We start from the raw sequence: 22539 nt of genomic DNA on the forward strand, positions 1-22539 counted from the left end.
GGTCAGCGGGTCTTGTGCAGGATGTCCGCGTGGCGCGACCGCGTGATGGGGTAGGCCACCAGCAGCGGAACGGCCAGCACCAGGCACAGCGCCGGCAGCACGCCGGTCATCAGGGTGATGCCCTGCAGCGCGCTGGCCGACTGCGCCACGTTGGGCACGTAGCCCGTCACGTCCAGCATGCCGGCCACCATCACCGTGGCCAGCGTGCGTGCCAGCTTGTCCATCAGGCCGTACAGGCCGTAGTACATGCCCGTCTTGCGCTCACCGGCCTGCATGTGGCCGTGGTCGATGGTGTCGGGAACCATGGCGAAGGGCACGATCCAGTGCGCGCCCATGCCGATGCCGATGACGACCAGGATGCCCATGACCAGGCGCTGGTCGCCCGGCCCCACCCAGTACAGCGCCACCAGGCCGCCCGCGCACAGCACCAGGCCCAGGACGTACGCCCAGTTCTTTTCCCAGCGGTCGACCACGACCTTCCACACGAACAGCGACAGGCCCACCACGCCGAGCAGCGTGCCCATGTAGCGCGGCAGGTCGCCCTTGTCGCCTTGCAGCTGGTAGATCACGAAGTACGCGAGCGAGGCCTGCACCAGCGTGAGGCCCAGGCGCACCAGGGTCGCAGCGCTCATCAGCAGCAGGAAAGGGCGGTTGCGCAGCGTGGTGCGCAGGGTCTCGCGCACGCTGTCCCACATGGGTTGGCGGTCGCTGGCGTCGGCGGCGGGCTCGGCGCCGCCCTGGGGCTCGCGCACGCGCCAGGCCACCACGGCCACGGCCGCGCCGGCGATCAGGCCGAAGCACGAGCCCGCGAGTGCATAGCCGGTGCGGGCGTCGGGCGCGGCCCGCACCAGCACCGGCATGAACACGCTGCCCGCGAAGAAGCCCAGCAGCGCACCCATGGAGGCATGGGCCGTGAGGCTGGTGCGCTCGTCGTAGTCGGTGGTCATGTTCGCGGCCATCGCCTGGTAGGGCAGCTGCACCAGCGTCATGAGCGTGTCGAACACGGTGTATGTGATGGCGATCCACAGGAACGCGGCCACGGGCGAGAGCCCCGGCGGCACCATCCACACCGCGGCGGCGGCGATGCCGAGCGGGACCGCGCCGTAGACGAGGTAGACGCGGTGGCGGCCCCAGCGCGAGCGCGTGCGGTCGGTCATCCAGCCGAACAGCGGGTCGTTGACGGTGTCCCACACCTTGCCCACCAGCAGCGCCGCGCCTGCCACGGCGGGCGCGACCAGGGCCACGTCGGTGTAGAAGATCATGAGCATGAAATTCATCGCCGCGACCAGCATCTGCAGGCCGACGTTGCCGACCGCGTAGCTGAGCTTGGTGCCGAGGGTCAGGGGCGATGGCGTGGTGCTGCCCGGCGCGTGGCTGTGGTGCATCACGGTGCCACCGCCGGGACGGACGAAGGCACCGCGGCGGGCGTGGGCGCACTGGAGGCTGCGGCGCGCGGCGGCGCGGCTTCGAGCATCAGTCGCACTTCGCGGCGCAGCATCTTGTTCAGGAAGCTGCGCGGAATCTCCTCGACGATGCGGACATCGTCGGGGCACAGGGTGGCGGGCAGCTGCTGCGCCAGGTACTGCGCGATCTCACCCTCCAGCGTGCCCCAGTCCTGCCCCTTGCGCCAGCTCCGGCGCAGGCTCAGCACCAGCACGGCCTGCGCGCCATGCTGCACCAGGCAGGCCTCCTTGACCGAGGGGTGGGTGTAGGCCACCTCCTCCACTTCGCGCGGGTTCAGCAGCTGCCCATCGCGCGAGACGCGGTCGGCGCTGCGCCCCAGCACGTGCAGGTAGCCTGCCGTGTCGAAATAGCCCAGGTCGCCCATCACCACCCAGCCGTCGCGCAGGGTCTCGCCGGTCTTTTCGGGGTCGAGCCAGTAGCCGTCGAAGCGCACGGGCGTCAGCACGGTGATCAGGCCCATCTCGCCCTGCGGCAGCGGCGTGAAGTCGTCGCCGCGGATGACCACCTGCACGCCGGGCATGACCCGGCCCACGGTGGAGAGCACCTCCAGGCCGAGCGGGTTGCCCTGGGCATCCACGTGTTCGTGCGGCAGCAGCCAGGTGATGGGCGGCAGGGCCTCCAGGCAGCCGTAGCCCTGCTGGAAGATCGGCCCGAAGCGGCGGATGGCCTCGGCGATCTTGGGCGCGGGCATCATCTCCGAACCATAGGGCACGTGGGTCAGTGACGACAGGTCGTACTGGTCCAGCGTGGGCTCGTCCAGCAGGTCGATGATGGCCGAGGGCGAGAGGAAGGCGCGCGACACGCGGTGCTTCTGGATCAGCCCCGCGAGCGTGCTGGCGCGGAAGTCCTCGGGCATCACCAGCGCCGCGCCCGAGAGCAGCGTGGGCAGCACCAGGCCCGAGCCCGGCCCGGTGAGCGGCAGGCCCAGCATGTTCACGTCGGGGCCGTGGGCGGGTGGCCTGAAGTCGATGGCGCGCGAGATCAGGCGCACGCTGTCCAGGTACTTGCGGTTGCTGTAGCCGATGGACTTGGGCAGGCCCGTGGTGCCCGAGGTCATGTGCAGCGCGAACACGTCGTCCTCGTGCACCTCGGCGGTGCCCGCGGCGGGGGTGGCCTGCGCCAGCGCCTGTTCGTACTCATCCCCCAGCGCCAGCAGGCGCAGGCCGGGCAGCTGCTCGCGCACGGCCTGCAGGATGGGGGCGCTCAGCAGCGGGTCGTGGATGAACACCGTGGGCTTGACGCGGCCCATGGTGGTGAGCGCCGCATCGGCCGGCAGGTGCTTGTGGAAGCTCGCGAAGATGGTGCCGTTCTCGAACGTGGCCAGGCGGGTTTCGTACTGCTCGCCGGTCTCGGGCAGCCAGGTGAACACGACGTCGCCCTTCTTCACGCCCTGCGCCTGCATCCAGGCCTGCAGGCGCAACACGCGCTCGTGCAGCTGCGCGTAGGTGAGGGTGCCGCGCCGGTCGATGAGCGCGGGCTTGTGGGGGTGCAGGCGGTACGCCAGGCGGGCGACGGCGCGGGCGGTGCGCAAGCGGTTCAGGAGAAAGCGCGCCACCAGGCTGCGCAGGGAAGGTAAGGCCACCGGAAGTCTCCCAGGAGGGGCGTGAAAGCAAGGTCAAGGAAGTTTTTCACGCGCACCCGTGGCAAAAGATGACCATTTGTACCTGCGCGTATCTTCTTGTTTCTGCTTCGGCTGTGCGGTCGCTTTGGCTCCGTGAACGGCGGTGCGCGCCACGTGCCCGTCGCCGTGGCGCAACAAGCAGGCCGGCGCACCGTGCGCAGACAAAGAAAAAACCGCCAGGCCGGATCACGGCGTGGCGGTTTTTTGGCAAGGCCCGCCCCGGTAAGGGCGTGGCCAGGATGGCGGACTAGAAAGTGCCCCTGCGCAATCAGGCGGCGCCTTCACGCCAGGCCACCGGCGTGTCCCCTCGGGGGAAGCGGCGCAGCCGCTGCGGGCGCTTACGGATACAGGCCGCGCATTTCGCGGGCGTGCAGGATGCGCTGGCAGGCCACGATGAAGGTGGCGGTGCGCAGGCTCACCTTGTGCTCCTGCGCCACTTGCCAGATGCCCGCGAAGGCCTCCTGCATGATGCGCACCAGGCGGGCGTTGATCTCGTCCTCGCTCCAGAAGAAGCTGGAAAAATCCTGCACCCACTCGAAGTAGCTCACCGTCACGCCGCCGGCATTGGCGATCACGTCGGGCAGCACCAGCACGCCCTTGTCGTGCAGGATGTCGTCGGCCTCGGTGGTCGTGGGGCCGTTGGCGCCTTCGATTACGAGCCTGGCCTTGATCTGGCCCGCGTTGTCCTTGGTGATCTGGCCTTCGAGCGCGGCGGGGATCAGGATCTCGCAGTCCACGCCCCAGAACTCCTCGGGCTGCATCACATCGGCGCCGGCGAAGCCGCCCACGCCACCCCGGGTCTTCACGTGCGCCAGCAGCGCGGGCACGTCCAGGCCCTTGCCGTTGAAGATGGTGCCGGTGTGGTCCTGCACGGCCACCACCTTGGCGCCCGCTTCGGCAAACAGCTTGGCCGCGATGCCGCCCACATTGCCAAAGCCCTGCACGGCCACGCGGGCGCCGTCGAGCGCCAGGCCGGTGAGCTTGGCGGCTTCCACGCCCACGGTGAACACGCCGCGGCCAGTGGCTTCCACACGGCCGAGCGAGCCGCCCAGGTCCACGGGCTTGCCGGTCACCACGCCGGTGGCGGTGGCGCCCACGTTCATGGAATACGTGTCCATCATCCAGGCCATGATCTGGCCGTTGGTGTTCACGTCGGGGGCGGGGATGTCCTTGGAGGGGCCGATCAGCAGGCCGATCTCGCTGGTGTAGCGGCGCGTCAGGCGCTCCAGCTCACCCATCGACAGCTTCTTGGGGTCCACGCGGATACCGCCCTTGGCACCGCCGTAGGGCACGTTCACGGCGGCGTTCTTGACCGACATCCAGGCCGACAGGGCCATCACTTCGGACAGTGTCACGTCCTGGTGGAAACGCACGCCGCCCTTGCCGGGGCCCCGGCTCAGGTTGTGCTGCACGCGGTAGCCCTCGTAGTGGGCGATGGTGCCGTTGTCCAGCTCGATCGGCACGTCCACGATCAGGATGCGCTTGGGGCGCTTGAGCGTTTCCACCCAGCGCGCCAGGCTGCCCAGGTAGGGGGTGACGCGGTCTACCTGCTGCAGGTAGTTGCCCCAGGGGCCGAGGTGGTCGGCCTGCAGGTACGAGGGCAGGGTGTGGACTGCGCCTGCGGGGTTGGAGGCTGGGGCGCCCGTGGATGAAGACATGGTGAATTCCTTGTGGGATCAGTTCAAGCCGCGAAGCTTATGCCTGCCGCCGCACGCTGTCTAAGGCCGTAGTGTTTGTGTGTTATGCATTTGTTGCATAACCACGCAAACGACCGCCCCATGCGGCACTGCACCATAGGGCGCGCCGAGAGCGGGCACCGGGCGGCCGCCCGCCACGCCGGTCATTCCACCGTGAAATGGGTCAGCGCCGGGTCGCCCGTCGGGTAGCGCAGGTCCAGGTTCTGCAGCACCTCGCGCAGCACGGTGGCGATCATCAGGTTGCGGTGGGTCTTGGAATTGGCGGGCACGATGGTCCACGGTGCCCAGGTCGTGTGGGTGGCGGCCAGCAGGGCGTCGTAGGCGCGCTGGTACTCCGCCCATTGCTTGCGCACCTCGATGTCGCCCATGCTGAACTTCCAGTGCTTGGCCGGGTCGTCCAGGCGCTCCTGCAGGCGCTGTCGCTGCTCCTCGGGGCTGATGTGCAGCAGGAACTTGAGCACGATGGTGCCCGTTTCGACGAGCATGCGCTCGAAGTCGTTGATGTGGGCCAGGCGTTGCTGGTGCTGTTCGGGCGTGATCCAGCCGTTGACCACGGGTACCAGCACGTCCTCGTAGTGGCTGCGGTTGAACACCGTGATGTCGCCGGCCTGTGGCACCTGCTGGTGGATGCGCCAGAGGTAGTCGCGGGCGCGCTCGGCCTCGGTCGGCGCCTTCCAGCCCACGGCATGCACGCCCAGGGCGCTCATGCGGCCGAACACGCCCCGGATCGTCCCGTCCTTGCCCGAGGTGTCGGTGCCCTGGAGCACCACCAGCAGCTTGTAGCGTTTGTCGGCATAGAACAGGTTCTGCAGCGCATCGAGTTCCTCGGCCAGCGCCTCGACGGCGGCCTTGTCCCGGGCTTTCTCGCCCTGCGAAAACGGCTTGGCGCCCGGGTCGTAGTCCTGCAGCGACACGCCGCGTGGCGGCTTGCCCCGGCTGCTGCCCTTGCCCTCGCCATCGGCGGGCTTGCCGGGTTGCCATTGCGACCAGAGCTCGGCGGCCTTGTTGCGGGACTTGGGAATCAGGGGTGACGGCATGGGGTTCCAGGGGCGGTGCGTTGGTGTGAAAGAGGTTAGCTCACAAGTGGCCTGCGTGGGCCGGCGGCTGCTGCCACTGGTCGTGCCGGCCGTCGATGCGCACGATGGCCAGCCGCGAGAGGTCTTCGTCCGTCAGCCCGTCGATGCAGCCCACGTTGACGCCGTACATCTCGCCCATCGGCGTCTCGGTGCCGTGGCCGAACACGCGCACGCCGCAGTGCCTGCAGAAGTAGTGCAGGTTCTTGCGCGTGTTGAACTGGTAGCGCGTGAGCTCGTCCTGCCCGCGCACGATGTGAAACTGGCCCGGCAGCGCCACGGCTGCCCAGAAGCGCGTGCGCCGGCAGATGGAGCAGTTGCAGCGGAAGGTGGGCTGGCTCAGGTCCAGGCCCGCCTGCACATGGACGGCGCCGCAGTGGCAGGTGGCGGTGTAGGTCTGGGGCATGGGCGGGTCCTCGGAACGTGTGGCGATCTTGCAGGGCGAGGGCGGATGATCGCAAAAGCGCGGCTGCGGGGCTACCCCGCCAGCCTTCTGCCGGGGTTCTTTCTTCAACCGCGCCCGTGCGCCATGCGGTAGGCCAGCGGCGTCTGCCCCGTGGCCTGCCGAAAGGCCCGGTGCAGGCCGGCTTCGCTGGCAAAACCCAGGTCTTCGGCGATGCGCTTCAAGGGCCGTGGCGTGTCGCACAGCGCCTCGCTCACCTGGCGCAGCTTGATGCGGCGCATCCATTGCGCCGCCGGCAGCCCCGTGTGGGCCTGCACCCGGCGCGCCAGCGTGCGGGGCGACACGCCCAGCGCGTCCGCCAGCGCGGGCAGCCGCAGCTTTGCGGCGGGGCTGCGTTGCACCCAGAGCATGGCGCGGCGCAGGTCGGCGTCGGCCGTGGCCATGAGGTCGTGCCCCGCGAACGCCGGGTGGGTGGCGCGCGGGCGCGGCAGCATCAGCAGCGCCTGCAGGTCCGCCAGGGCCTCGGGCGCGATCCGCGCGCCCAGGGCGTGCAGCATCAGCGGCAGGTGGCCGTTGGCACCGGCCGCCGTGGTGGCGGCGCCGTCCTGCACCAGGGATTCGTCGAAGCGCCAGCGCACGGCACCGAACTGTTGCTCCAGCGCGGCGCGCAGCCACCAGGTGGCCGTGGCGCCACGCCCGCGCAGGCGGCCGCTGGCGGCGGCCAGCAGCACACCGGCGCAGTAGCTCCACACCTGCGTGCGGCGGGGCAGGGCGGCCAGGGCGCGCACCACCGGGGCCAGCTGCTGCAGCTGCGCGGCCAGGCCGTTCGTGGACGAAAGCCACAGGCCGGGGACCAGCACCGCATCCACATCGGCCCCGGCCAGGGCGGCGGTGGGCGCCAGCGCCGGCCCCTGCCACGTGGGCACGGGCTGCAGGTCGGCGCCCACCCACAGCGTCTGCACCACGGGCCGCTGCACCCGCAGGCCGGCCGCGCGGGCCATGTCGGCGGCAGCGAACAGGCCGGCCGGCATGCAGCCGGGGTACAGCAGCAGGCCCAGGCGCAGCGGGGCGGCGGGCGGCGGCACGGAGCGACGCGGGAGGGATGGCTCGACGGGTGTTGCCATGGGGAAGAAGTGGTTGGCCGGAAATGGCAAGAAGTTGTCTGATCGGGCCATTCTCGCGCAGGCCGCGGCATCCCACAATCGGCCATCGACCCACCCCCCGGCCCTGTTGGAGACCCCCATGCACATCACCCATCTGCGCAATGCCACCGTCCTGCTGGAATTCTCATCGGAAGGCCGCCCCGTGGGCCTGCTGGTGGACCCGATGCTCGCCCCGCGCGGCGCCCTGCCTGCGCTGCGCTACCTGGGCCAGGGGCGCGAGCGCAATCCCATCGTCGACCTGCCGCCGGGCACGGACGCGGCGCTGGAGCGCGTGACGCACGCCCTCATCACGCACTGCCAGCGCGGCCACTTCGACCACCTGGACAGCGCGGGCAAGCGTTTTCTGCGCGAGCGGCAGATTCCGGTGGTCTGCATGCCGCGCGACGCGGGCTACCTGGCGCAACGGGGCCTGGCGGTGTGGCCGCTGTCCGGCCCGCAGCGCCAGCCGTTCGCGCTGGGCGGCCATGTCACGCCGATCGCCTGCGTGCACGGCCGGGGCTGGATCGGCCGGTTCATGGAGCACGGCCATGGCTACCTGCTGGAGCTGCCGGGCGAGCCCTGCGTGTACTTGGCGGGCGACACGCTGCTGACCCCCGCCGTGCGCGACTGCCTGGCGCGACTGAAGCCGGATGTGGCGGTGCTGCCCGCTGGGGGGGCGCGCTTCGACATCGGCGCGGAAATCCTCATGGACGCCGCCGACATGGCAAAGGCCGCCGCGCTGACGCCCGGCACCCTGGTGGTCAACCACCTGCAGGCCCTGGACCACTGCCCCACCACCCGCGCGGCAGTGCGTGCGCTGGCCGAGCAGGGCGGCTGGGCGCACCGCCTGTGGGTGCCCGAGGACGGCGAGGCGCGGCGGTTCCGGCGCACGGCTGGCGGCACGGATGCTATTGAAAAAATAGCTAATTGCGCATGATGGTCAGGCGCTGGAGCCCTTCTTGAGGGTGCAGTCGCCGGGGGCCGTGCGCACCCCCGTGCTCTCCCGCATCAGCGCCACGAAGCGCGCCGCGCCCAGGCCCAGCGGGCGCTCCTTGGACCACACCACGTCCACCCACAGCGCGGTGCCGTTGCTCAGGTTCTCGAAGGGCATTTCCACCAGGCGGCCGGCCTCGATGCGTGGCTGCACCAGCGCGCGGGGCTGCCAGCCCCAGCCCAGGCCCGCTTCGATCAGCCCCAGCGCGGCCAGGTGGTTGTCGGTGCGCCAGTGGTGCCGGGCAAACACAAAGCGGGGATCGGTCTGCGCCAGGTCGCGGCTGGCCACGACGATCTGGCGCGTGGTGGTCAGGTGCTCCTCGCGCAGCATGGCGCGCCCGGGGTCTTCGCCCCGCGCCTTCGCCGACGCCCGTGCGCCCTCCAGCACCGGATGCTCGGGGGCGATCACGGCGACCAGCGTCTCGGTGCCCACCTCCTGGAAACCCTCGCGCCCGTCGATGCTGGGGCGCTCGAACACCAGCGCCAGCTGGGCGCGGCCGCCGTGCAGCAGCTCCAGCGCATCCACCTGCGGCGCGGCCAGCACCTCGACCTGGAGCAGCGGGTACTCCTGCGCCAGCGCGGCCAGGGGCCCGGTCCAGCGCGCCGCGAGCAGCTCGGGGGCGATGGCCAGCGTCAGCCGCTCCTCCAGCCCCTGGGTCAGCGCGAGCGCCTGGGCGTTGAGCTGCTGCAACTGGCCCGCCAGCAGCCGGGCCTGGGGCTCCAGCGCACGCGCCGCCGCGGTGGGCCGGGGCTCGCGCCCGCTGCGGTCGAAAAGCTGCACGTCCAGCTCGGCCTCCAGATGGGCCATCGTCATGCTCACCGCCGAGGGCACCCGCGAGAGCGCGCGTGCCGCCGCCGAGAACGAGCCGTGGTCCAGCGCGGCCAGAAAGACCTGCACGCTGTCGGAACTGAAGGCCATGGTGGTTCCTGATCTATCAATAAAACTGAAACAAGCTGACTTTATATGTCAGATTGTTGAATATAAAGTCCGGCCCATGGACAAGAAACCTACTCTTTTTGGTCTTCAGGGCCTCAAGCGCCGCCTGATCTATGTGACCTTGTACGAACTGATCGCCATCGTGGCGGCGACGGCGGGGCTGGCCCTGCTGACGGGTCAGGGCGCGGGCCATTCGAGCGTGGTGGCCGTGGCGGCCTCGGTGATTGCCATCCTCTGGAACATCATCTTCAACTGGGCCTTCGAGCGCTGGGAAGCACGCCAGCCCGTGCGCGGCCGCAGCGTGGCGCGGCGCGTGGCGCATGCCATCGGTTTCGAGGGCGGACTGGTCTTCACGCTGGTGCCGCTGTTCGCGTGGTGGTTCGGCATCAGCCTGTGGCACGCGTTCGTGATGGACCTGGGGCTGATCGTGTTCTTCCTGTGCTACACCTTTGTCTTCAACTGGGTGTTCGACCATCTGTTCGGCCTGCCGGCCTCGGCCATGGAGCCCGTGGCTGCCTGAGGTTGCAAGGAACTTCGCTATTAAATTAATAGCTATTGGCGCTTGATGGATAAGCGCCAAAGGTCAATTTGACCTCAATTGACCTGATGGGTGCCTGCCTCGGATCAGCCGGTCGCCCTGGGCCCGTCGAAGGGCCGCTCGCAAGGAGCGCCCTGGCGTCGACAGGCTCCGCCCGGACGAATGGGGGCAGGCGTGGCCCGTCCGGAAAATCCGGACTCAGACCTGCAGCAACTGCCCCGCAATGGCCGCGGCGGCGGTGCGCGTTTCCACCCCCAGCTTTTCAAAAATGTGCTCCAGGTGCTTGTTCACCGTGCGCGGGCTCATGCCCAGGATGTCGGCGATGTCGCGGTTGGTCTTGCCCTTGCTCAGCCAGGACAGCACCTCGGTCTCGCGCGGGGTCAGCGCCACCTGCTGCAGGTGGCGCGGCGCGGCGGCCTCGGGCTGCGCGTGGCTGAGCAGCAGCATGGATTCGGCCAGGCCGCTGGCGCCCATGTGCCGGGCCAGCAGCTGCCGGCCATCGGCCAGGGGCAGGGTTTGCGCGCCCTCCCGGCGCGCCTGCACCAGCCAGGCGGCCGCGCGTTCGGCCGGTGCCTCCTCACGGGCGAAAGCCGTCTCCAGCCAGCGCGTGGCCTGCGGTGAGCGCCAGGCCACGCGGCCCTGGCCGTCGAGCACCACCACGCCGAGCCCGGCCACGTCCACCGCCTCGCGCGCCAGCCGCGTGGCCTGGGCGTTGCGCACATGCGTGGCCAGCCGGGCCAGCACCTCGGGGATACGCAGGGGCTTGACCACGTAGTCCACGCCGCCGCTGGCAAAGCCCTGCAGGATCTGTTCGGTGTCCGACAAGCCCGTCATGAACACCACGGGCACATGCGACCAGGGCGGGGTGGCCTTGAGCTGGCGGCACAGCGCAAAGCCGTCCATGCCGGGCATCACCGCGTCCAGCAGCACGCCGTCGGGCACGGTGAGGTCAAAGCGCTGCAGGGCTTCTTCGGCATCGCGCGCGGCCAGCACGGCGTAGCCTTCGGCGGCCAGTGCATCGCACAGCATGCGCAGGGTGTCGAGCGCGTCGTCCACCACCAGGATCACGCGCTGGCTGATCTGCGGGGCGGCGTCGGGTTGGTCGTTCATGGGGTTCCCTCTTCGGGCTCGCGCAGGTGGCGTGCCAGGGTTTCGAAGTCAAAGCGGTCGGCGCTGGCCTGCAGCAGCGCCAGCGTGGCGGCGTGGCCCGGCAGGTCGCCGCGTGCGCGCCGCAGCCGCTCGCGCAGCGCGGCGGCCTGGCCGGAGCGTGCCAGGCGGGTGAGGTCTTCGCGCAGCTCTTCGGGCAGGGTGGCCAGGGTGTCGTCCGGGTTGGCGGGGCCTGCGGCGGGATCCGGGCCGGGCGCCAGCGGGGTGTTGTCGCGCACCCATTCCAGCTGCAGCGCGTGCTCCAGCGCCTGCAGCAGTTCGGATTCGATCACGGGCTTGCCCACGAAGCCTTGGCACTGCTGGGCGGCCAGGCGCGTCGCTTCATGTTCAAACAGGTTGGCCGATACGAACACGACGGGCAGCTCGGCCGCGGGGCGCAGCGCGCGCAGCAGGGCAGCGGTCTGCCAGCCGTCCAGGTCGTCCATGGTGATATCGAGCAGCACCAGGTCGGGCGGTGTCTGGCGCACGATCTCCAGGCATTCGCGGCCGCTGGCGGCCTCGCGCACATCAAAGCCCAGGGGCACCAGCAGGCCGGCCAGCAGCTGGCGCTGCAGGGGCTGGTCGTCCACCACCAGCAGCGTGCGCCGGGGTGCCAGGTAGCCGATCACCGGGCGCAGCGTGGCGCGGCTGGGCGGGGTCCAGGCCGGGTCCACCGCAATGCCGGGCAGGTACAGCCGCACGGTGAAGGTGCTGCCCTGGCCCGGGGTGCTGGTCAGCGTGAGCTGGCCACCCATCAGCTCGGCAAGCAGGTGCGTGATGGTCAGCCCCAGGCCCGTGCCCGCCTCGCTGGCCCGGCGCCCCGCGCTGCCGCGTTCAAACGGAACAAAGATGCGCTCCAGGTCTTGCGGCTCGATGCCGATGCCGGTGTCGATCACCTCGATGCGCGAGACATGCTGGCGAAAGTCCATGCGCAGCCGCACCTCGCCGCGCTCGGTAAACCGCACCGCGTTGGACAGCAGGTTGATGAGGATCTGCCGCAGGCGCTTGGCGTCGGCCCGAATCCAGCCGGGCATGGTGCCCAGTGTCTCCACCACAAAGTGCAGGCCCTTGGCCTCGGCCTGCGGGCGCAGCATGGCTTCGATGTTCTCGATCAGGTCGGGCAGCGGCAGCGGGGCCATGTCCAGCCGCAGGCGCCCGGCCTCGATGCGCGCCAGCTCCAGCGACCCGTCAATGAGCGCGTGCATGTGCTGGCCGCTGTGCTGCATGGTGGACAGCGTCTCGCGCATCCAGCCTTCGGTGTGCGGGTTCTTGAGCAAGATCTGCGTGTAGCCCAGGATGCTGTTGAGGGGGGAACGCAGCTCGTGCGTCATGCCCGCCACGTAGCGTGTCTTGGCCTGGTTGGCCGACTCGGCCTGGTCCTTGGCGGCCTGCAGTTCGGCGTCGGTGCGCTTGTGGGCCTCGATCTCCTGCAGCAGCAGCTGCGTCTGCCGCTCTGATTCATCTTGCGCCATGCGCCGGCTGTCAGTGCTCAGCACCACCCACCACGCGCACACGGCCGCCAGCAGCGCCAGCAACGCAAACACCTTGAGGAACGGCATCCGCAGCACCTGCTCGGGCGCAGGGGTTTGCAGGCTCTCTTGCACATACACCACGCCCACCAGAAACGCCATCACCGCGCACAGCGACACCACGACCATCAGGTACTGTCCGAGGCGAAAGTTCACCTTGATGGCCCAGCGCTGCGGCAGCAGGGCCATCACCACGCCGCGCAACTGGTCGGCCGCGCGCGAGCCGGTCTTGCAACGGTCGTGGCAGCGGGACTCCAGGGAGCAGCACAGCGAACAAATGGGCGCGGCATAGGCCGGGCAGCGCGCCATGTCTTCGGACTCGAACTGGTTCTCGCACACGGCGCAGCGCACGATCTCGCCGGGGCGCCACTCGTTGCCCGGCGCGCGCGCCAGGTAGTAGCGGCCCTGCGTCAGCCAGGCCAGCAGCGGCGCCAGCGCCATCGACAGCACCAGCGCGATGAAGGGCGAAAACGCGGCCGCCTCTTCGCCCAGCAGCCCCGCATAGGCGCCGCAGGCCACCGTGGCCGCCAGCACCATGGCGCCCAGCCCCACGGGGTTGAAGTCGTACAGGTGCGCGCGCCGAAACTCGATGCCCTTGGGGGAGAGCCCGAGCGGCTTGTTGATGACGAGGTCGGCCACCAGCGCGCCCACCCAGGCGATGGCCACGTTGCTGTACACGGCCAGCACCTTCTCCAGCGCTCCAAAAACCCCGAGCGTCATCAGCAGCGTGGCAATCAACACGTTGAACACCAGCCACACCACGCGCCCCGGGTGGCTGCGGGTGACGCGCGCGAAAAAGTTGGACCATGCCAGCGAGCCCGCGTACGCGTTGGTGAGGTTGATCTTGATCTGCGACACCACCACGAACACCACCGTCACCGCCACGGCCAGCCCGGGCAGGCCCAGCGCCTGCATGACCTGGTGAAAGCCTGCGAGGAACATCTGCGTGGGCTCGGCGGCGCGCTGGGCGCCCACCTCGAACTGCAGCGCGGCAAACGCCAGAAAGGCCCCGCCCGCCATCTTGAGCATGCCCATGACGATCCATCCGGGGCCTGCCACCAGCACCGCGCCCCACCAGCGCAGGCGGTTGGCGGGCGTGCGCTCGGGCAGAAAGCGTAGAAAGTCCACCTGCTCGCCAATCTGCACCACCAGCGAAAAGATCACCGCGGCCGCTGCACCAAACATGAGCGGGTCGAACTGGCTGCTGCCGCTCTTGAGGCCCGAAAGCCCCGCAAAGTCGCGGTACAGCTGCGGCTGGGCCAGTGCAATCCACACAAAGGGCAGCAGCAGCAGGAACAGCCACAGCGGCTGCGTCCACGCCTGCAGGCGCGATATGAGGGTGATGCCGCGCATGGCCAGCGGCAGGACCACCAGCGACGACGCGATGTAGCACCACTCCAGCGGCCAGTCCACCACCATCTGCAGCGCCAGCGCCATGATGGCCGCCTCCAGCGCAAAGAAGATGAAGGTGAACACCGCATAGATCAGCGACGTGATGGTGGAGCCCAGGTAGCCAAAGCCCGCGCCGCGCGTGAGCAGGTCCATGTCCAGGCCGTAGCGCGCGGCGTAGTAGGCAATGGGCAGGCCCGTCAGAAAGATCAGGAGGCCCACGGTGAGGATCGCCCACATGGCGTTGCTGAAGCCGTAGTTCAGCGCAATCGCACCACCAATGGCCTCCAGCGCCAGGAACGACAGCGACCCAAATGCGGTGTTCGCCACGCGGAATTCGCTCCAGCGCCGAAAGCTCTTGGGCGTGTAGCGCAGCGCGTAGTCCTCCATGGTCTCGTCGGCCACCCACGCGTTGTATTCGCGCCGGAACCGGAAGATGGTCTGCGGCGCGCTCTGGGCGTTGGGTGGGAGCGGTGGGGCCATGCGCAGGCTTCAAGCAAGAAGCGTTCTAGGCGTGCACCGCGTTGGGGCGCTGCACGGGTGCGCGGGGCCATGCGCAGGGTGCGCACCGGGGTGCGTAGGCAGCCCTACGTTAATTGACGTATGGGCGCATGCAAGGGTTGTCCCTAACCTTCATTCCACAGCGCAAACAACAACCCGCTTTCGTCCCGTCCCTTCCTTCATTCATTCACACCGATCCCGCAAGGAGCGCCTTCATGAGCCACCCCTCCGACCCCCGCTTCAGTGACTCCGTCCAGGCCGAACCCGGCCGCCGTCGCATCCTGCAGGCGCTGGGCGCCGCGTCGGTAGCGGGCCTGCCCGCCTGGTCTTTTGGCCAGCCCACGGCGCAGGTCAACACCACCAAGCTGGCCATCACCGACACCGAAGTCACCGTGGGCCAGTTGCACTCGGCCACCGGCACCATGGCGATTTCCGAAACGGGCTCCATCCAGGCCGAGCAGCTGGCCATTGACCAGATCAACGCCATGGGCGGTGTGCTGGGCCGCAAGATCAAGGTGATCAAGGAAGACGGCGCCTCCGACTGGCCCACGTTTGCCGAGAAGTCCAAGAAGCTGCTCATCAACGACCGCTGCGCCGCCGTGTTTGGCTGCTGGACCAGTGCCTCGCGCAAGGCCGTGCTGCCGGTGTTCGAAAAGGAAAACGGCCTGCTCTACTACCCCACGTTCTATGAAGGCCTGGAGCAGTCCAAGAATGTGATCTACACCGGCCAGGAAGCCACGCAGCAGATCCTGTACAGCCTGGAATGGGCCAAGACCGAGAAGAAGGCCAAGAGCTTCTTCCTGATTGGCTCCGACTACATCTGGCCCCGCACCTCCATGAAGATTGCGCGCAAGCACATCGAGAACTTCCAGAAGGGCAAGGTCGTGGGCGAGGAGTACTACCCGCTGGGCAGCACCAACTTCGGCTCGCTCATGAACAAGATCAAGGTGCAAAAGCCCGACTGCCTGTTTGTGGCGGTGGTGGGTGGCTCCAACGTGGCGTTCTACAAGGCGCTCAAGGCCGCGGGCATCACGGGTGACAAGCAGCTGCTCGTCACGCTGTCGGTCACCGAGGACGAAATGACCGGGGTGGGCGGCGAGAACTTCGCGGGCTTCTATTCGTCGATGAAGTACTTCCAGTCGCTCGACAACGAGAACAACAAGAAGTTTGTGACCGCCTTCAAGGCCAAGTACGGCAAGGAGGCCGTGATTGGCGACGTGACCCAGGCGGGTTACCTGGGCCCCTGGCTGTGGAAGGCGGCGGTCGAAAAAGCCAAGAGCTTTGACGTGGACAAGGTGGTGGCCGCATCGCCCGGCATTGAACTGACCACCGCGCCGGAGGGCTATGTGAAGGTGGACGCCAACCACCACCTGTGGAGCAAGTCGCGCATCGCCATGGGAATGCCGGACGCGTCGTTCAAGGTGGTGTCCGAGTCGCCCGCGCTGATCAAGCCCGATCCATTTCCCAAAGGTTATCAATAAACACCCCCTGAGGCGCTTCGCGCCTTCCCCCTCTCTTGCTGCGCGGGAGGGGGACGACACCCTCGGTGCGGGGCGGCCCTTCCTCGGTGTCCCTCGCAAGAGGCCGCCCCATGGCACCGCTGTTCGTTTTCCAACGCTGCCCACGCAGGAGCTGCAACATGACCTTTTCCGAAATGATGAACATCGGCCTCATGCAGGGCTTTGCGGGCCTGAGTCTGTTTGCCGTGCTGCTGCTCATGGGGCTGGGCCTGGCCATCATCTTTGGGCAGATGGGCGTGATCAACATGGCCCATGGCGAGTTCATGACCATTGGCGCCTACACCATCTACCTGGGCTCCACCCTGGCGGCCAACCATGCGCCGCAGATGATTCCGTATTACTTTCCGCTGGCGATCGTGGCGGCGTTCGGATTTGCGTTTGCGGCGGGCTGGCTGGTGGAATGGGGGCTGATCCGCCACCTGTACAAGCGCCCGCTCGACACGCTGCTGGCCACCTGGGGCATCAGCCTGGCCCTGCAGCAATCGTTTCGCACCTTCATCGGCCCCAAGGAGGTCAGCCCGACCTTGCCCGACTGGCTGCTGGGCTCCTGGGCGCCCGCCGAGGGGCTGGACATCCCGATCAATGGCCTGTTCGTGCTGGCGCTGACGGCGGTGGTCACGGGCGGCGTGCTGCTCGCCCTGCACCGAAGCCGCTGGGGCCTGCGGGTGCGCGCCACGGTGAGCAACCGCGTCATGGCCAACGCCATTGGCATCGACACCCAGAAGACCGACCGCCTCACGTTCGCCATCGGCTGCGGCATTGCCGGCGTGGCGGGCGCAGCGTTCACCACCATCGGCTCCACCGGCCCCACATCGGGCTCGCTCTACATCGTGGACGCCTTCCTGGTGGTGACGTTTGGCGGCGCCGCCAGCCTGCTGGGCACCGTGGTGTCGGCCTTCGGCATTGCGCAGACGCAGTCCATCACCGAGTTCTTCATGGCGGGCTCCATGGCCAAGATGATCACGCTGTCGCTGATCGTGCTGATCCTGATGGTGCGGCCGCAGGGTTTGTTCGCCTCCAAAGTTCGCCGATGAAATTCGCTCAACTGTCCATTTCCTTCGAGCCCACCGGAGTCTCCGCATGAACGCCCTCAAAGCCTGGATCCTGCGCTACCAGCTCGCCAGCCTGGTACTGCTCACCGTGCTGCTGGCCGTGGTGCTGCCGCTGGCACTCGACATCTTTCGGCTGAACCTGGTGGGCAAGTACCTCACCTATGCGTTCGTCGCCATCGGCCTCGTGATGGTGTGGGGCTACGGCGGCGTGCTCAGCCTGGGGCAGGGCGTGTTCTTTGGCCTGGGGGGCTATGCCATGGCCATGTTCCTCAAGCTCGAGGCGTCGGACCCCATCAGCACCAAGATCCAGTCCACGCCCGGCATCCCGGACTTCATGGACTGGAACCAGATCACCGAGCTGCCCAGCTTCTGGATTCCCTTCAAGAGCCTGCCGTTTGCGCTGGCAGCGGTCATCGTGGTGCCCACGGTGCTGGCCTGGGTCATCAGCTTCGCGATGTTCAAGCGCCGCGTGGGCGGCGTGTACTTTGCCATCATCACGCAGGCCGTGGCGCTGATCCTGACCGTGCTCATCATCGGCCAGCAGGGCTACACCGGGGGCGTGAACGGCATGACGGACCTCAAGACCCTGTGGGGCTGGGACACGCGCACCGACAGCGCCAAGTACATCCTGTATTACGTGTGCGTGGCGCTGCTCATCGGCTCCATCGTCCTGTGCCGCTGGATACAGACCGGCAAGGTGGGCACGCTGCTGCTGGCCATGCGCGACAAGGAAGACCGCGTGCGCTTTTCGGGCTACGACGTGGCCAATTTCAAGGTCTTCACCTTCTGCCTGGCCGCCGCGCTGTCGGGCATCGGGGGCGCCATGTTCTCGCTGCAGGTGGGCTTCATGTCGCCCAGCTTCGTGGGCATCGTTCCGTCCATCGAGATGGTGATCTACGCCGCCGTGGGCGGGCGCATGAGCCTGGTGGGTGCCGTGTATGGCACCTTGCTGGTGAACGCGGGCAAGACGTATTTCTCGGAGAGCTTTCCCGAGTTGTGGCTGTTCCTCATGGCCGGGCTTTTCATCGGCGTGACCATGGCCTTCCCCATGGGCCTGGCGGGCCTGTGGGAGAGCCATGTGGTGCCCTGGTGGAAGGGCCGCCGCGAAGCGTTGCGCCAGGCGTCCGCCCAAGGCCGGGCACCCGCAGTCCGCCCACCCGCCGATGCTGGGCCAGCGGCGGCATCGTCGCCCGTACCGTCTGCCACGCTGCCTGATGGCGTGAGCCGCCAGGGCGTCTGAAACCACCGGAGCACCCCTCATGAGCAACACCGACTTCGCGCTGGCCATTGAAGACCTGACCGTGTCGTTCGACGGCTTCAAGGCCATCGACGACCTCACGCTGTACATCGACAAGAACGAGCTGCGCGTGATCATCGGCCCCAACGGCGCGGGCAAGACCACGCTGCTGGATCTGATCTGCGGCAAGACCCGCGCAACCGGCGGCAGCATCAAGTTCAAGAACGAAGAACTCACCCGCATGGCCGAGCACAAGCGCGTGCGGCTGGGCATCGGGCGCAAGTTCCAGACCCCCTCCATCTACGAGAACCTGTCGGTCTTCCAGAACCTGGAGGTGTCCTACCCCGCGGGCCGCTCGGTGCTGGGCGCGCTGGCGTTCAAGTGCACCGACGAAGTCAAGGCGCGTGTGCAGGTGGTGGCCGAGGACATCGGCCTGGGGGACAAGCTCGACACCGAGGCGGGCCTGCTCAGCCACGGGCAAAAGCAGTGGCTGGAGATCGGCATGCTGCTGATGCAGGAGCCCGAGCTGCTGATGCTGGACGAGCCCATCGCTGGCATGAGCGCCCGCGAGCGTGAGCTGACGGCCGAGCTGCTGCAGCGCATCTGCAAGAACCGCGCGGTGATCGTCATTGAGCACGACATGGAGTTCGTCAAGCGCATTGCCCACAAGGTCACCGTGATGCACCAGGGAAAGATCCTGGCCGAAGGCCCCATGGAGAAGGTGCAGGCGAACCCCAAGGTCATCGACGTGTACCTCGGTCATTGACCTCGCCACCCGCCCACCGAACCCCCACAGGAGCGCAGCATGCTGGAAGTCAAGGATCTGTTTGTGGCCTACGGCCAGAGCGAGGCGCTGCACGGCATCTCGTTTGACGGCCGTGCCAACGAGACCGTGGCCATCATGGGCCGCAATGGCATGGGCAAAACCACGCTGTTCAAGAGCCTCATGGGCGTGATGCCCGTCAAGAGCGGCCAGATCACCGTGGCAGGCCAGGACGTGACCAAAGACGAGAGCTTTCGCCGCGTGGCCAAGGGCATTGCCTATGTGCCGCAAGGCCGCATGATCTTCCCAACCCTCACGGTGCAAGAGAACATCGAGACCGGGCTGGAAAACTCCAAGACGCGACAGATTCCCGAAGACATCTACGCGCTGTTCCCCGTGCTGTGGGACATGCGCCGCCGCAAGGGCGGCAACCTGTCGGGCGGGCAGCAGCAGCAGCTGGCCATTGCCCGCGCGCTGGTCACCGACCCCAAGGTGCTGCTGCTCGACGAGCCCACCGAGGGCATCCAGCCCTCGATCATCAAGGACATCGCCAAGGCGCTCAACGAGATCCGCAAGCTGCGCCAGATCACCATCGTGGTGAGCGAGCAGGTGCTGTCATTCGCCATGGACGTGGCCGACCGGCTGTTCGTCATCGAAGGCGGCCGTCTGGTGCATGAGACGGCACGCGCTGACACCGACCAGCAGCGCATCAAAGCCTATCTGTCTGTTTGACGAAGTTCGCAGCTGCGCCAGCGCAACGTCCTGCCTTCAACCCCTTTCATCACCCACCCCTTCCAAGGAGCACGCCATGGCTGAAACCCTGATCAAGGTCGATCTGAGCAAGTCGCCCACCGAGAACGAGAACATCCACAACCGCTGGCATCCCGACATCCCCATGGCCTGCTGGGTCAACCCCGGCGATGAGTTCGTGCTGGAGACGTTCGACTGGACCGGCGGTTTCATCAAGAACAATGACAGCGCCGACGACGTGCGCGACATCGACCTGACCACGGTGCACTACCTCAGCGGCCCCGTGGGCGTGAAGGGCGCCGAGCCGGGCGACCTGCTGGTGGTGGACCTGCTGGACATTGGCGCCAAGCAGGACAGCCTGTGGGGCTTCAACGGTTTCTTCAGCAAGAAAAATGGCGGCGGTTTTCTGACCGAGCACTTTCCCCAGGCGCAAAAGTCCATCTGGGACTTTCATGGGATGTTCACCAGCTCGCGCCATGTGCCGGGTGTGAAGTACGCCGGCCTCATCCACCCCGGCCTGATCGGCTGCCTGCCCGACCGCAAGATGCTGGAGCAGTGGAACGCCCGTGAGCAGACCCTGATCGACTCGGACCCCACGGCCGGGCTGGCCAACCCACCCTCGGCGGGCACCGCGCACATGGGTCGCCTGACTGGAGAGGCCAAGGCCAAGGCGGCTGCCGAAGGCGCCCGCACGGTGCCACCGCGCGAGCATGGGGGCAACTGCGACATCAAGGACTTGTCGCGCGGCGCCAAGGTGTTCTTCCCGGTGTATGTGGACGGTGCCGGGCTGTCGGTGGGCGACCTGCACTTCAGTCAGGGCGATGGCGAAATCACCTTCTGCGGCGCCATCGAGATGGCGGGCTGGGTGCACATGAAGGTCACGCTCATCAAGGGCGGCATGGCCAAGTACGGCATCAAGAACCCCATCTTCAAGCCCAGCCCCATCACGCCCACCTACAACGACTACCTGATCTTTGAAGGCATCAGCGTGGACGAAAGCGGCAAGCAGTACTACCTGGATGTGAACGTGGCCTACCGCCAGGCCTGCCTGAACGCCATCGAGTACTTGAAGAAGTTCGGCTACTCGGGCGCGCAGGCCTATTCCATTCTGGGCACCGCGCCTGTGCAGGGCCACATCAGCGGCGTGGTGGATGTGCCCAACGCCTGCGCCACGCTGTGGCTGCCCACGCAGATCTTTGACTTTGACATCAACCCCAGCGCCGCAGGGCCGGTCCAGCACCTGGATGGCTCGGTGGCCATGCCGCTGTCGCCCGATCTGGCCTGACCCACGGGGCGCCTTCGCCAGAAAGAAACCGCCATGCCCACCTACGACTACGCCTGTGCCCAGTGTGGCGGTTTTGATGCCTTCCGCCTGCTGGCGGACCGCAACGAACCCGCCGCCTGCCCGGACTGCGGCGCCGCATCGCCGCGCGTGTTTGCCACCGCGCCGCGCCTGGCGCTCATGAGTGCGTCCGCACGCAGCGCCATCGCCACCAACGAGCGCGCGCGGCACGAGCCGCAGCGCTCGGGCGACTACGCCCGCCTCAAGCACCCCGCAGGCTGTGGTTGCTGTTCGTCATCGCAAAGCCGCAAGGCCACGGTGACGGCGCCCAGCGGCGCCAAGGCGTTTCCCAGCAAACGGCCCTGGATGATTTCTCATTGATAGGGGTGCTTCACCATGATTCACGGCGATATCTCCAGCAGCAAGGACACCGTCGGCGTGGCGGTGGTCAACTACAAGATGCCACGCCTGCACAGCAAGGCCGAAGTGCTGGACAACGCGCGCAAGATCGCGGACATGCTGGTGGGCATGAAGACCGGCCTGCCCGGGATGGACCTGGTGATCTTCCCGGAGTACAGCACCCACGGCATCATGTACGACGCCCAAGAGATGATGGACACGGCGGCCACCATCCCCGGCGAGGAGACCGAGATCTTCGCCGCCGCCTGCCGCAAGGCCAAGGTGTGGGGCGTCTTCTCGCTCACCGGCGAGCGCCATGAGAAGCATCCGCACAAGGTGCCGTACAACACCTTGATCCTGATGAACGACCAGGGTGAGATCGTGCAGAAGTACCGCAAGATCATGCCCTGGACCCCCATTGAAGGCTGGTACCCGGGGGACACCACGTACGTGAGCGAAGGCCCCAAGGGCCTGAAGATCAGCCTCATCATCTGCGACGATGGCAACTACCCCGAGATCTGGCGCGACTGCGCCATGAAGGGCGCTGAGCTCATCGTGCGGTGCCAGGGCTACATGTACCCCGCCAAGGAGCAACAGATTCTGATGAGCAAGGCCATGGCCTTTGCCAACAACACCTACGTGGCCGTGGCCAATGCCGCCGGGTTCGACGGCGTGTACAGCTACTTTGGCCACAGCGCGCTGATTGGCTTTGATGGCCGAACGCTGGGTGAATGCGGCGAGGAGGAATACGGCGTGCAGTACGCCGCGTTGTCAAAAAGCCTGATCCGCGACTTCCGCAGGAACGGGCAGTCCGAAAACCACCTCTTCAAGCTGCTGCACCGGGGCTACACCGGCATGATCAACTCCCGCGACGGGGACCAGGGCGTGGCCGCCTGCCCGTATGACTTCTACACCCGCTGGGTGAATGACCCCGAAGGCACCCGCAAGGCCGTGGAAGCCATCACCCGGCCCATGGTAGGCACCGAGGAATGCCCGATGAAGGGCATCCCCAACCCTGACAGCGCAGGCCGCAGCTGACGCCAACGGGGGGTGTGGCGCGGGTTCGCCCGTTCGATGCATTGCAGCGGCCTGAGATCTTCAAA

Annotated in this window: 19 protein-coding genes; 10 read left to right on the plus strand and 9 right to left on the minus strand. The window is 67.6% G+C overall.

Translation table 11 applies throughout. The features are described 5' to 3' along the window. Nucleotides 1-2: 2 nt before the first annotated feature. The 6 genes from ACAM51_RS14785 to ACAM51_RS14810 form a co-directional block, all read right to left on the minus strand. The gene (locus tag ACAM51_RS14785) at nt 3-1385 is read right to left on the minus strand and encodes an MFS transporter (protein WP_369641059.1); all 1383 of its coding nucleotides are present in this window, start codon (nt 1383-1385) and stop codon (nt 3-5) included. Further along, complete coding sequence (locus tag ACAM51_RS14790) at nt 1385-3046, minus strand: class I adenylate-forming enzyme family protein (RefSeq protein ID WP_369641060.1); 1662 nt, start codon at nt 3044-3046, stop codon at nt 1385-1387. The genes ACAM51_RS14785 and ACAM51_RS14790 overlap by 1 nt, the downstream gene beginning before the upstream one ends. 377 nt (nt 3047-3423) lie before the next feature. Then, complete coding sequence (locus ACAM51_RS14795; protein ID WP_218296543.1) at nt 3424-4743, minus strand: Glu/Leu/Phe/Val dehydrogenase; 1320 nt, start codon at nt 4741-4743, stop codon at nt 3424-3426. Between the two features lie 182 nt (nt 4744-4925). Then, the gene (locus ACAM51_RS14800; protein ID WP_369641061.1) at nt 4926-5819 is read right to left on the minus strand and encodes a PPK2 family polyphosphate kinase; all 894 of its coding nucleotides are present in this window, start codon (nt 5817-5819) and stop codon (nt 4926-4928) included. 40 nt (nt 5820-5859) lie between these two features. Further along, complete coding sequence (locus tag ACAM51_RS14805) at nt 5860-6261, minus strand: GFA family protein (RefSeq protein ID WP_218296545.1); 402 nt, start codon at nt 6259-6261, stop codon at nt 5860-5862. A 104-nt stretch (nt 6262-6365) separates the two neighbouring features. After that, nucleotides 6366-7382, minus strand: coding sequence for a helix-turn-helix domain-containing protein (locus tag ACAM51_RS14810; protein ID WP_369641062.1), 1017 nt, complete (start codon nt 7380-7382; stop codon nt 6366-6368). Between the two features lie 118 nt (nt 7383-7500). Between ACAM51_RS14810 and ACAM51_RS14815 the strand changes: the two genes are divergently transcribed. After that, nucleotides 7501-8337, plus strand: a complete 837-nt coding sequence (locus ACAM51_RS14815; RefSeq protein ID WP_369641063.1) for an MBL fold metallo-hydrolase — start codon at nt 7501-7503, stop codon at nt 8335-8337. Nucleotides 8338-8340: 3 nt separating this feature from the next. Here ACAM51_RS14815 and ACAM51_RS14820 read toward each other — a convergent pair whose 3' ends face one another. Continuing rightward, complete coding sequence (locus ACAM51_RS14820) at nt 8341-9312, minus strand: LysR family transcriptional regulator (RefSeq protein WP_218296548.1); 972 nt, start codon at nt 9310-9312, stop codon at nt 8341-8343. A gap of 76 nt (nt 9313-9388) precedes the next feature. Between ACAM51_RS14820 and ACAM51_RS14825 the strand changes: the two genes are divergently transcribed. Further along, nucleotides 9389-9850, plus strand: a complete 462-nt coding sequence (locus ACAM51_RS14825) for a PACE efflux transporter (RefSeq protein WP_218296549.1) — start codon at nt 9389-9391, stop codon at nt 9848-9850. 216 nt (nt 9851-10066) lie between these two features. On the opposite strand, the gene ACAM51_RS14830 is transcribed toward ACAM51_RS14825, so the two are convergent. Further along, nucleotides 10067-10978: a response regulator gene (locus tag ACAM51_RS14830; protein WP_218339195.1), complete on the minus strand. Its 912-nt coding sequence runs from the start codon at nt 10976-10978 to the stop codon at nt 10067-10069. Next, nucleotides 10975-14415 carry an ATP-binding protein gene (locus ACAM51_RS14835; protein WP_218296551.1) on the minus strand — a complete coding sequence of 1147 codons (3441 nt, stop codon included), beginning with the start codon at nt 14413-14415 and terminating at the stop codon, nt 10975-10977. The genes ACAM51_RS14830 and ACAM51_RS14835 overlap by 4 nt, the downstream gene beginning before the upstream one ends. Before the next feature lie 233 nt (nt 14416-14648). Here ACAM51_RS14835 and urtA point away from each other — a divergent pair, with 233 nt between their 5' ends. The 8 genes from urtA (at nt 14649) to ACAM51_RS14875 (ending at nt 22474) form a co-directional block, all read left to right on the plus strand. Continuing rightward, nucleotides 14649-15914: an urea ABC transporter substrate-binding protein gene (gene urtA, locus ACAM51_RS14840; RefSeq protein WP_218296552.1), complete on the plus strand. Its 1266-nt coding sequence runs from the start codon at nt 14649-14651 to the stop codon at nt 15912-15914. A gap of 158 nt (nt 15915-16072) precedes the next feature. Beyond that, on the plus strand, nt 16073-16987 hold the full coding sequence (urtB, locus tag ACAM51_RS14845) for an urea ABC transporter permease subunit UrtB (protein WP_218296553.1): 915 nt from the start codon (nt 16073-16075) through the stop codon (nt 16985-16987). A 46-nt stretch (nt 16988-17033) separates the two neighbouring features. After that, complete coding sequence (gene urtC / locus ACAM51_RS14850; protein ID WP_369641064.1) at nt 17034-18245, plus strand: urea ABC transporter permease subunit UrtC; 1212 nt, start codon at nt 17034-17036, stop codon at nt 18243-18245. A 19-nt stretch (nt 18246-18264) separates the two neighbouring features. Continuing rightward, nucleotides 18265-19008, plus strand: a complete 744-nt coding sequence (gene urtD / locus ACAM51_RS14855) for an urea ABC transporter ATP-binding protein UrtD (RefSeq protein WP_369641065.1) — start codon at nt 18265-18267, stop codon at nt 19006-19008. Nucleotides 19009-19047: 39 nt separating this feature from the next. Further along, nucleotides 19048-19737 (plus strand): urea ABC transporter ATP-binding subunit UrtE, encoded by a 690-nt coding sequence (urtE, locus tag ACAM51_RS14860; protein ID WP_218296555.1) that lies wholly within the window; start codon nt 19048-19050, stop codon nt 19735-19737. A 76-nt stretch (nt 19738-19813) separates the two neighbouring features. Continuing rightward, a complete protein-coding gene (gene fmdA, locus ACAM51_RS14865; RefSeq protein ID WP_218339192.1) occupies nt 19814-21040 on the plus strand; it encodes a formamidase in 1227 nt (408 codons plus the stop codon). Between the two features lie 33 nt (nt 21041-21073). Then, the gene (locus tag ACAM51_RS14870; RefSeq protein ID WP_057228095.1) at nt 21074-21418 is read left to right on the plus strand and encodes a zinc ribbon domain-containing protein; all 345 of its coding nucleotides are present in this window, start codon (nt 21074-21076) and stop codon (nt 21416-21418) included. 15 nt (nt 21419-21433) lie between these two features. After that, nucleotides 21434-22474: an aliphatic amidase gene (locus tag ACAM51_RS14875; RefSeq protein ID WP_218296557.1), complete on the plus strand. Its 1041-nt coding sequence runs from the start codon at nt 21434-21436 to the stop codon at nt 22472-22474. Nucleotides 22475-22539: the final 65 nt, after the last annotated feature.

The sequence above is a fragment of the Acidovorax sp. A79 genome (genome assembly GCF_041154505.1).
GTDB lineage: Bacteria > Pseudomonadota > Gammaproteobacteria > Burkholderiales > Burkholderiaceae_C > Acidovorax.

Coding starts and splice junctions, on each gene's coding strand:
- ACAM51_RS14785 (WP_369641059.1), bottom strand. CDS start 1,385: ATGCACCACAGCCACGCGCCGGGCAGCACCACGCCATCGCCCCTGACC.
- ACAM51_RS14795 (WP_218296543.1), bottom strand. CDS start 4,743: ATGTCTTCATCCACGGGCGCCCCAGCCTCCAACCCCGCAGGCGCAGTC.
- ACAM51_RS14800 (WP_369641061.1), bottom strand. CDS start 5,819: ATGCCGTCACCCCTGATTCCCAAGTCCCGCAACAAGGCCGCCGAGCTC.
- ACAM51_RS14805 (WP_218296545.1), bottom strand. CDS start 6,261: ATGCCCCAGACCTACACCGCCACCTGCCACTGCGGCGCCGTCCATGTG.
- ACAM51_RS14810 (WP_369641062.1), bottom strand. CDS start 7,382: ATGGCAACACCCGTCGAGCCATCCCTCCCGCGTCGCTCCGTGCCGCCG.
- ACAM51_RS14815 (WP_369641063.1), top strand. CDS start 7,501: ATGCACATCACCCATCTGCGCAATGCCACCGTCCTGCTGGAATTCTCA.
- ACAM51_RS14820 (WP_218296548.1), bottom strand. CDS start 9,312: ATGGCCTTCAGTTCCGACAGCGTGCAGGTCTTTCTGGCCGCGCTGGAC.
- ACAM51_RS14825 (WP_218296549.1), top strand. CDS start 9,389: ATGGACAAGAAACCTACTCTTTTTGGTCTTCAGGGCCTCAAGCGCCGC.
- ACAM51_RS14830 (WP_218339195.1), bottom strand. CDS start 10,978: ATGAACGACCAACCCGACGCCGCCCCGCAGATCAGCCAGCGCGTGATC.
- ACAM51_RS14835 (WP_218296551.1), bottom strand. CDS start 14,415: ATGGCCCCACCGCTCCCACCCAACGCCCAGAGCGCGCCGCAGACCATC.
- urtA (WP_218296552.1), top strand. CDS start 14,649: ATGAGCCACCCCTCCGACCCCCGCTTCAGTGACTCCGTCCAGGCCGAA.
- urtB (WP_218296553.1), top strand. CDS start 16,073: ATGACCTTTTCCGAAATGATGAACATCGGCCTCATGCAGGGCTTTGCG.
- urtC (WP_369641064.1), top strand. CDS start 17,034: ATGAACGCCCTCAAAGCCTGGATCCTGCGCTACCAGCTCGCCAGCCTG.
- urtD (WP_369641065.1), top strand. CDS start 18,265: ATGAGCAACACCGACTTCGCGCTGGCCATTGAAGACCTGACCGTGTCG.
- urtE (WP_218296555.1), top strand. CDS start 19,048: ATGCTGGAAGTCAAGGATCTGTTTGTGGCCTACGGCCAGAGCGAGGCG.
- fmdA (WP_218339192.1), top strand. CDS start 19,814: ATGGCTGAAACCCTGATCAAGGTCGATCTGAGCAAGTCGCCCACCGAG.
- ACAM51_RS14870 (WP_057228095.1), top strand. CDS start 21,074: ATGCCCACCTACGACTACGCCTGTGCCCAGTGTGGCGGTTTTGATGCC.
- ACAM51_RS14875 (WP_218296557.1), top strand. CDS start 21,434: ATGATTCACGGCGATATCTCCAGCAGCAAGGACACCGTCGGCGTGGCG.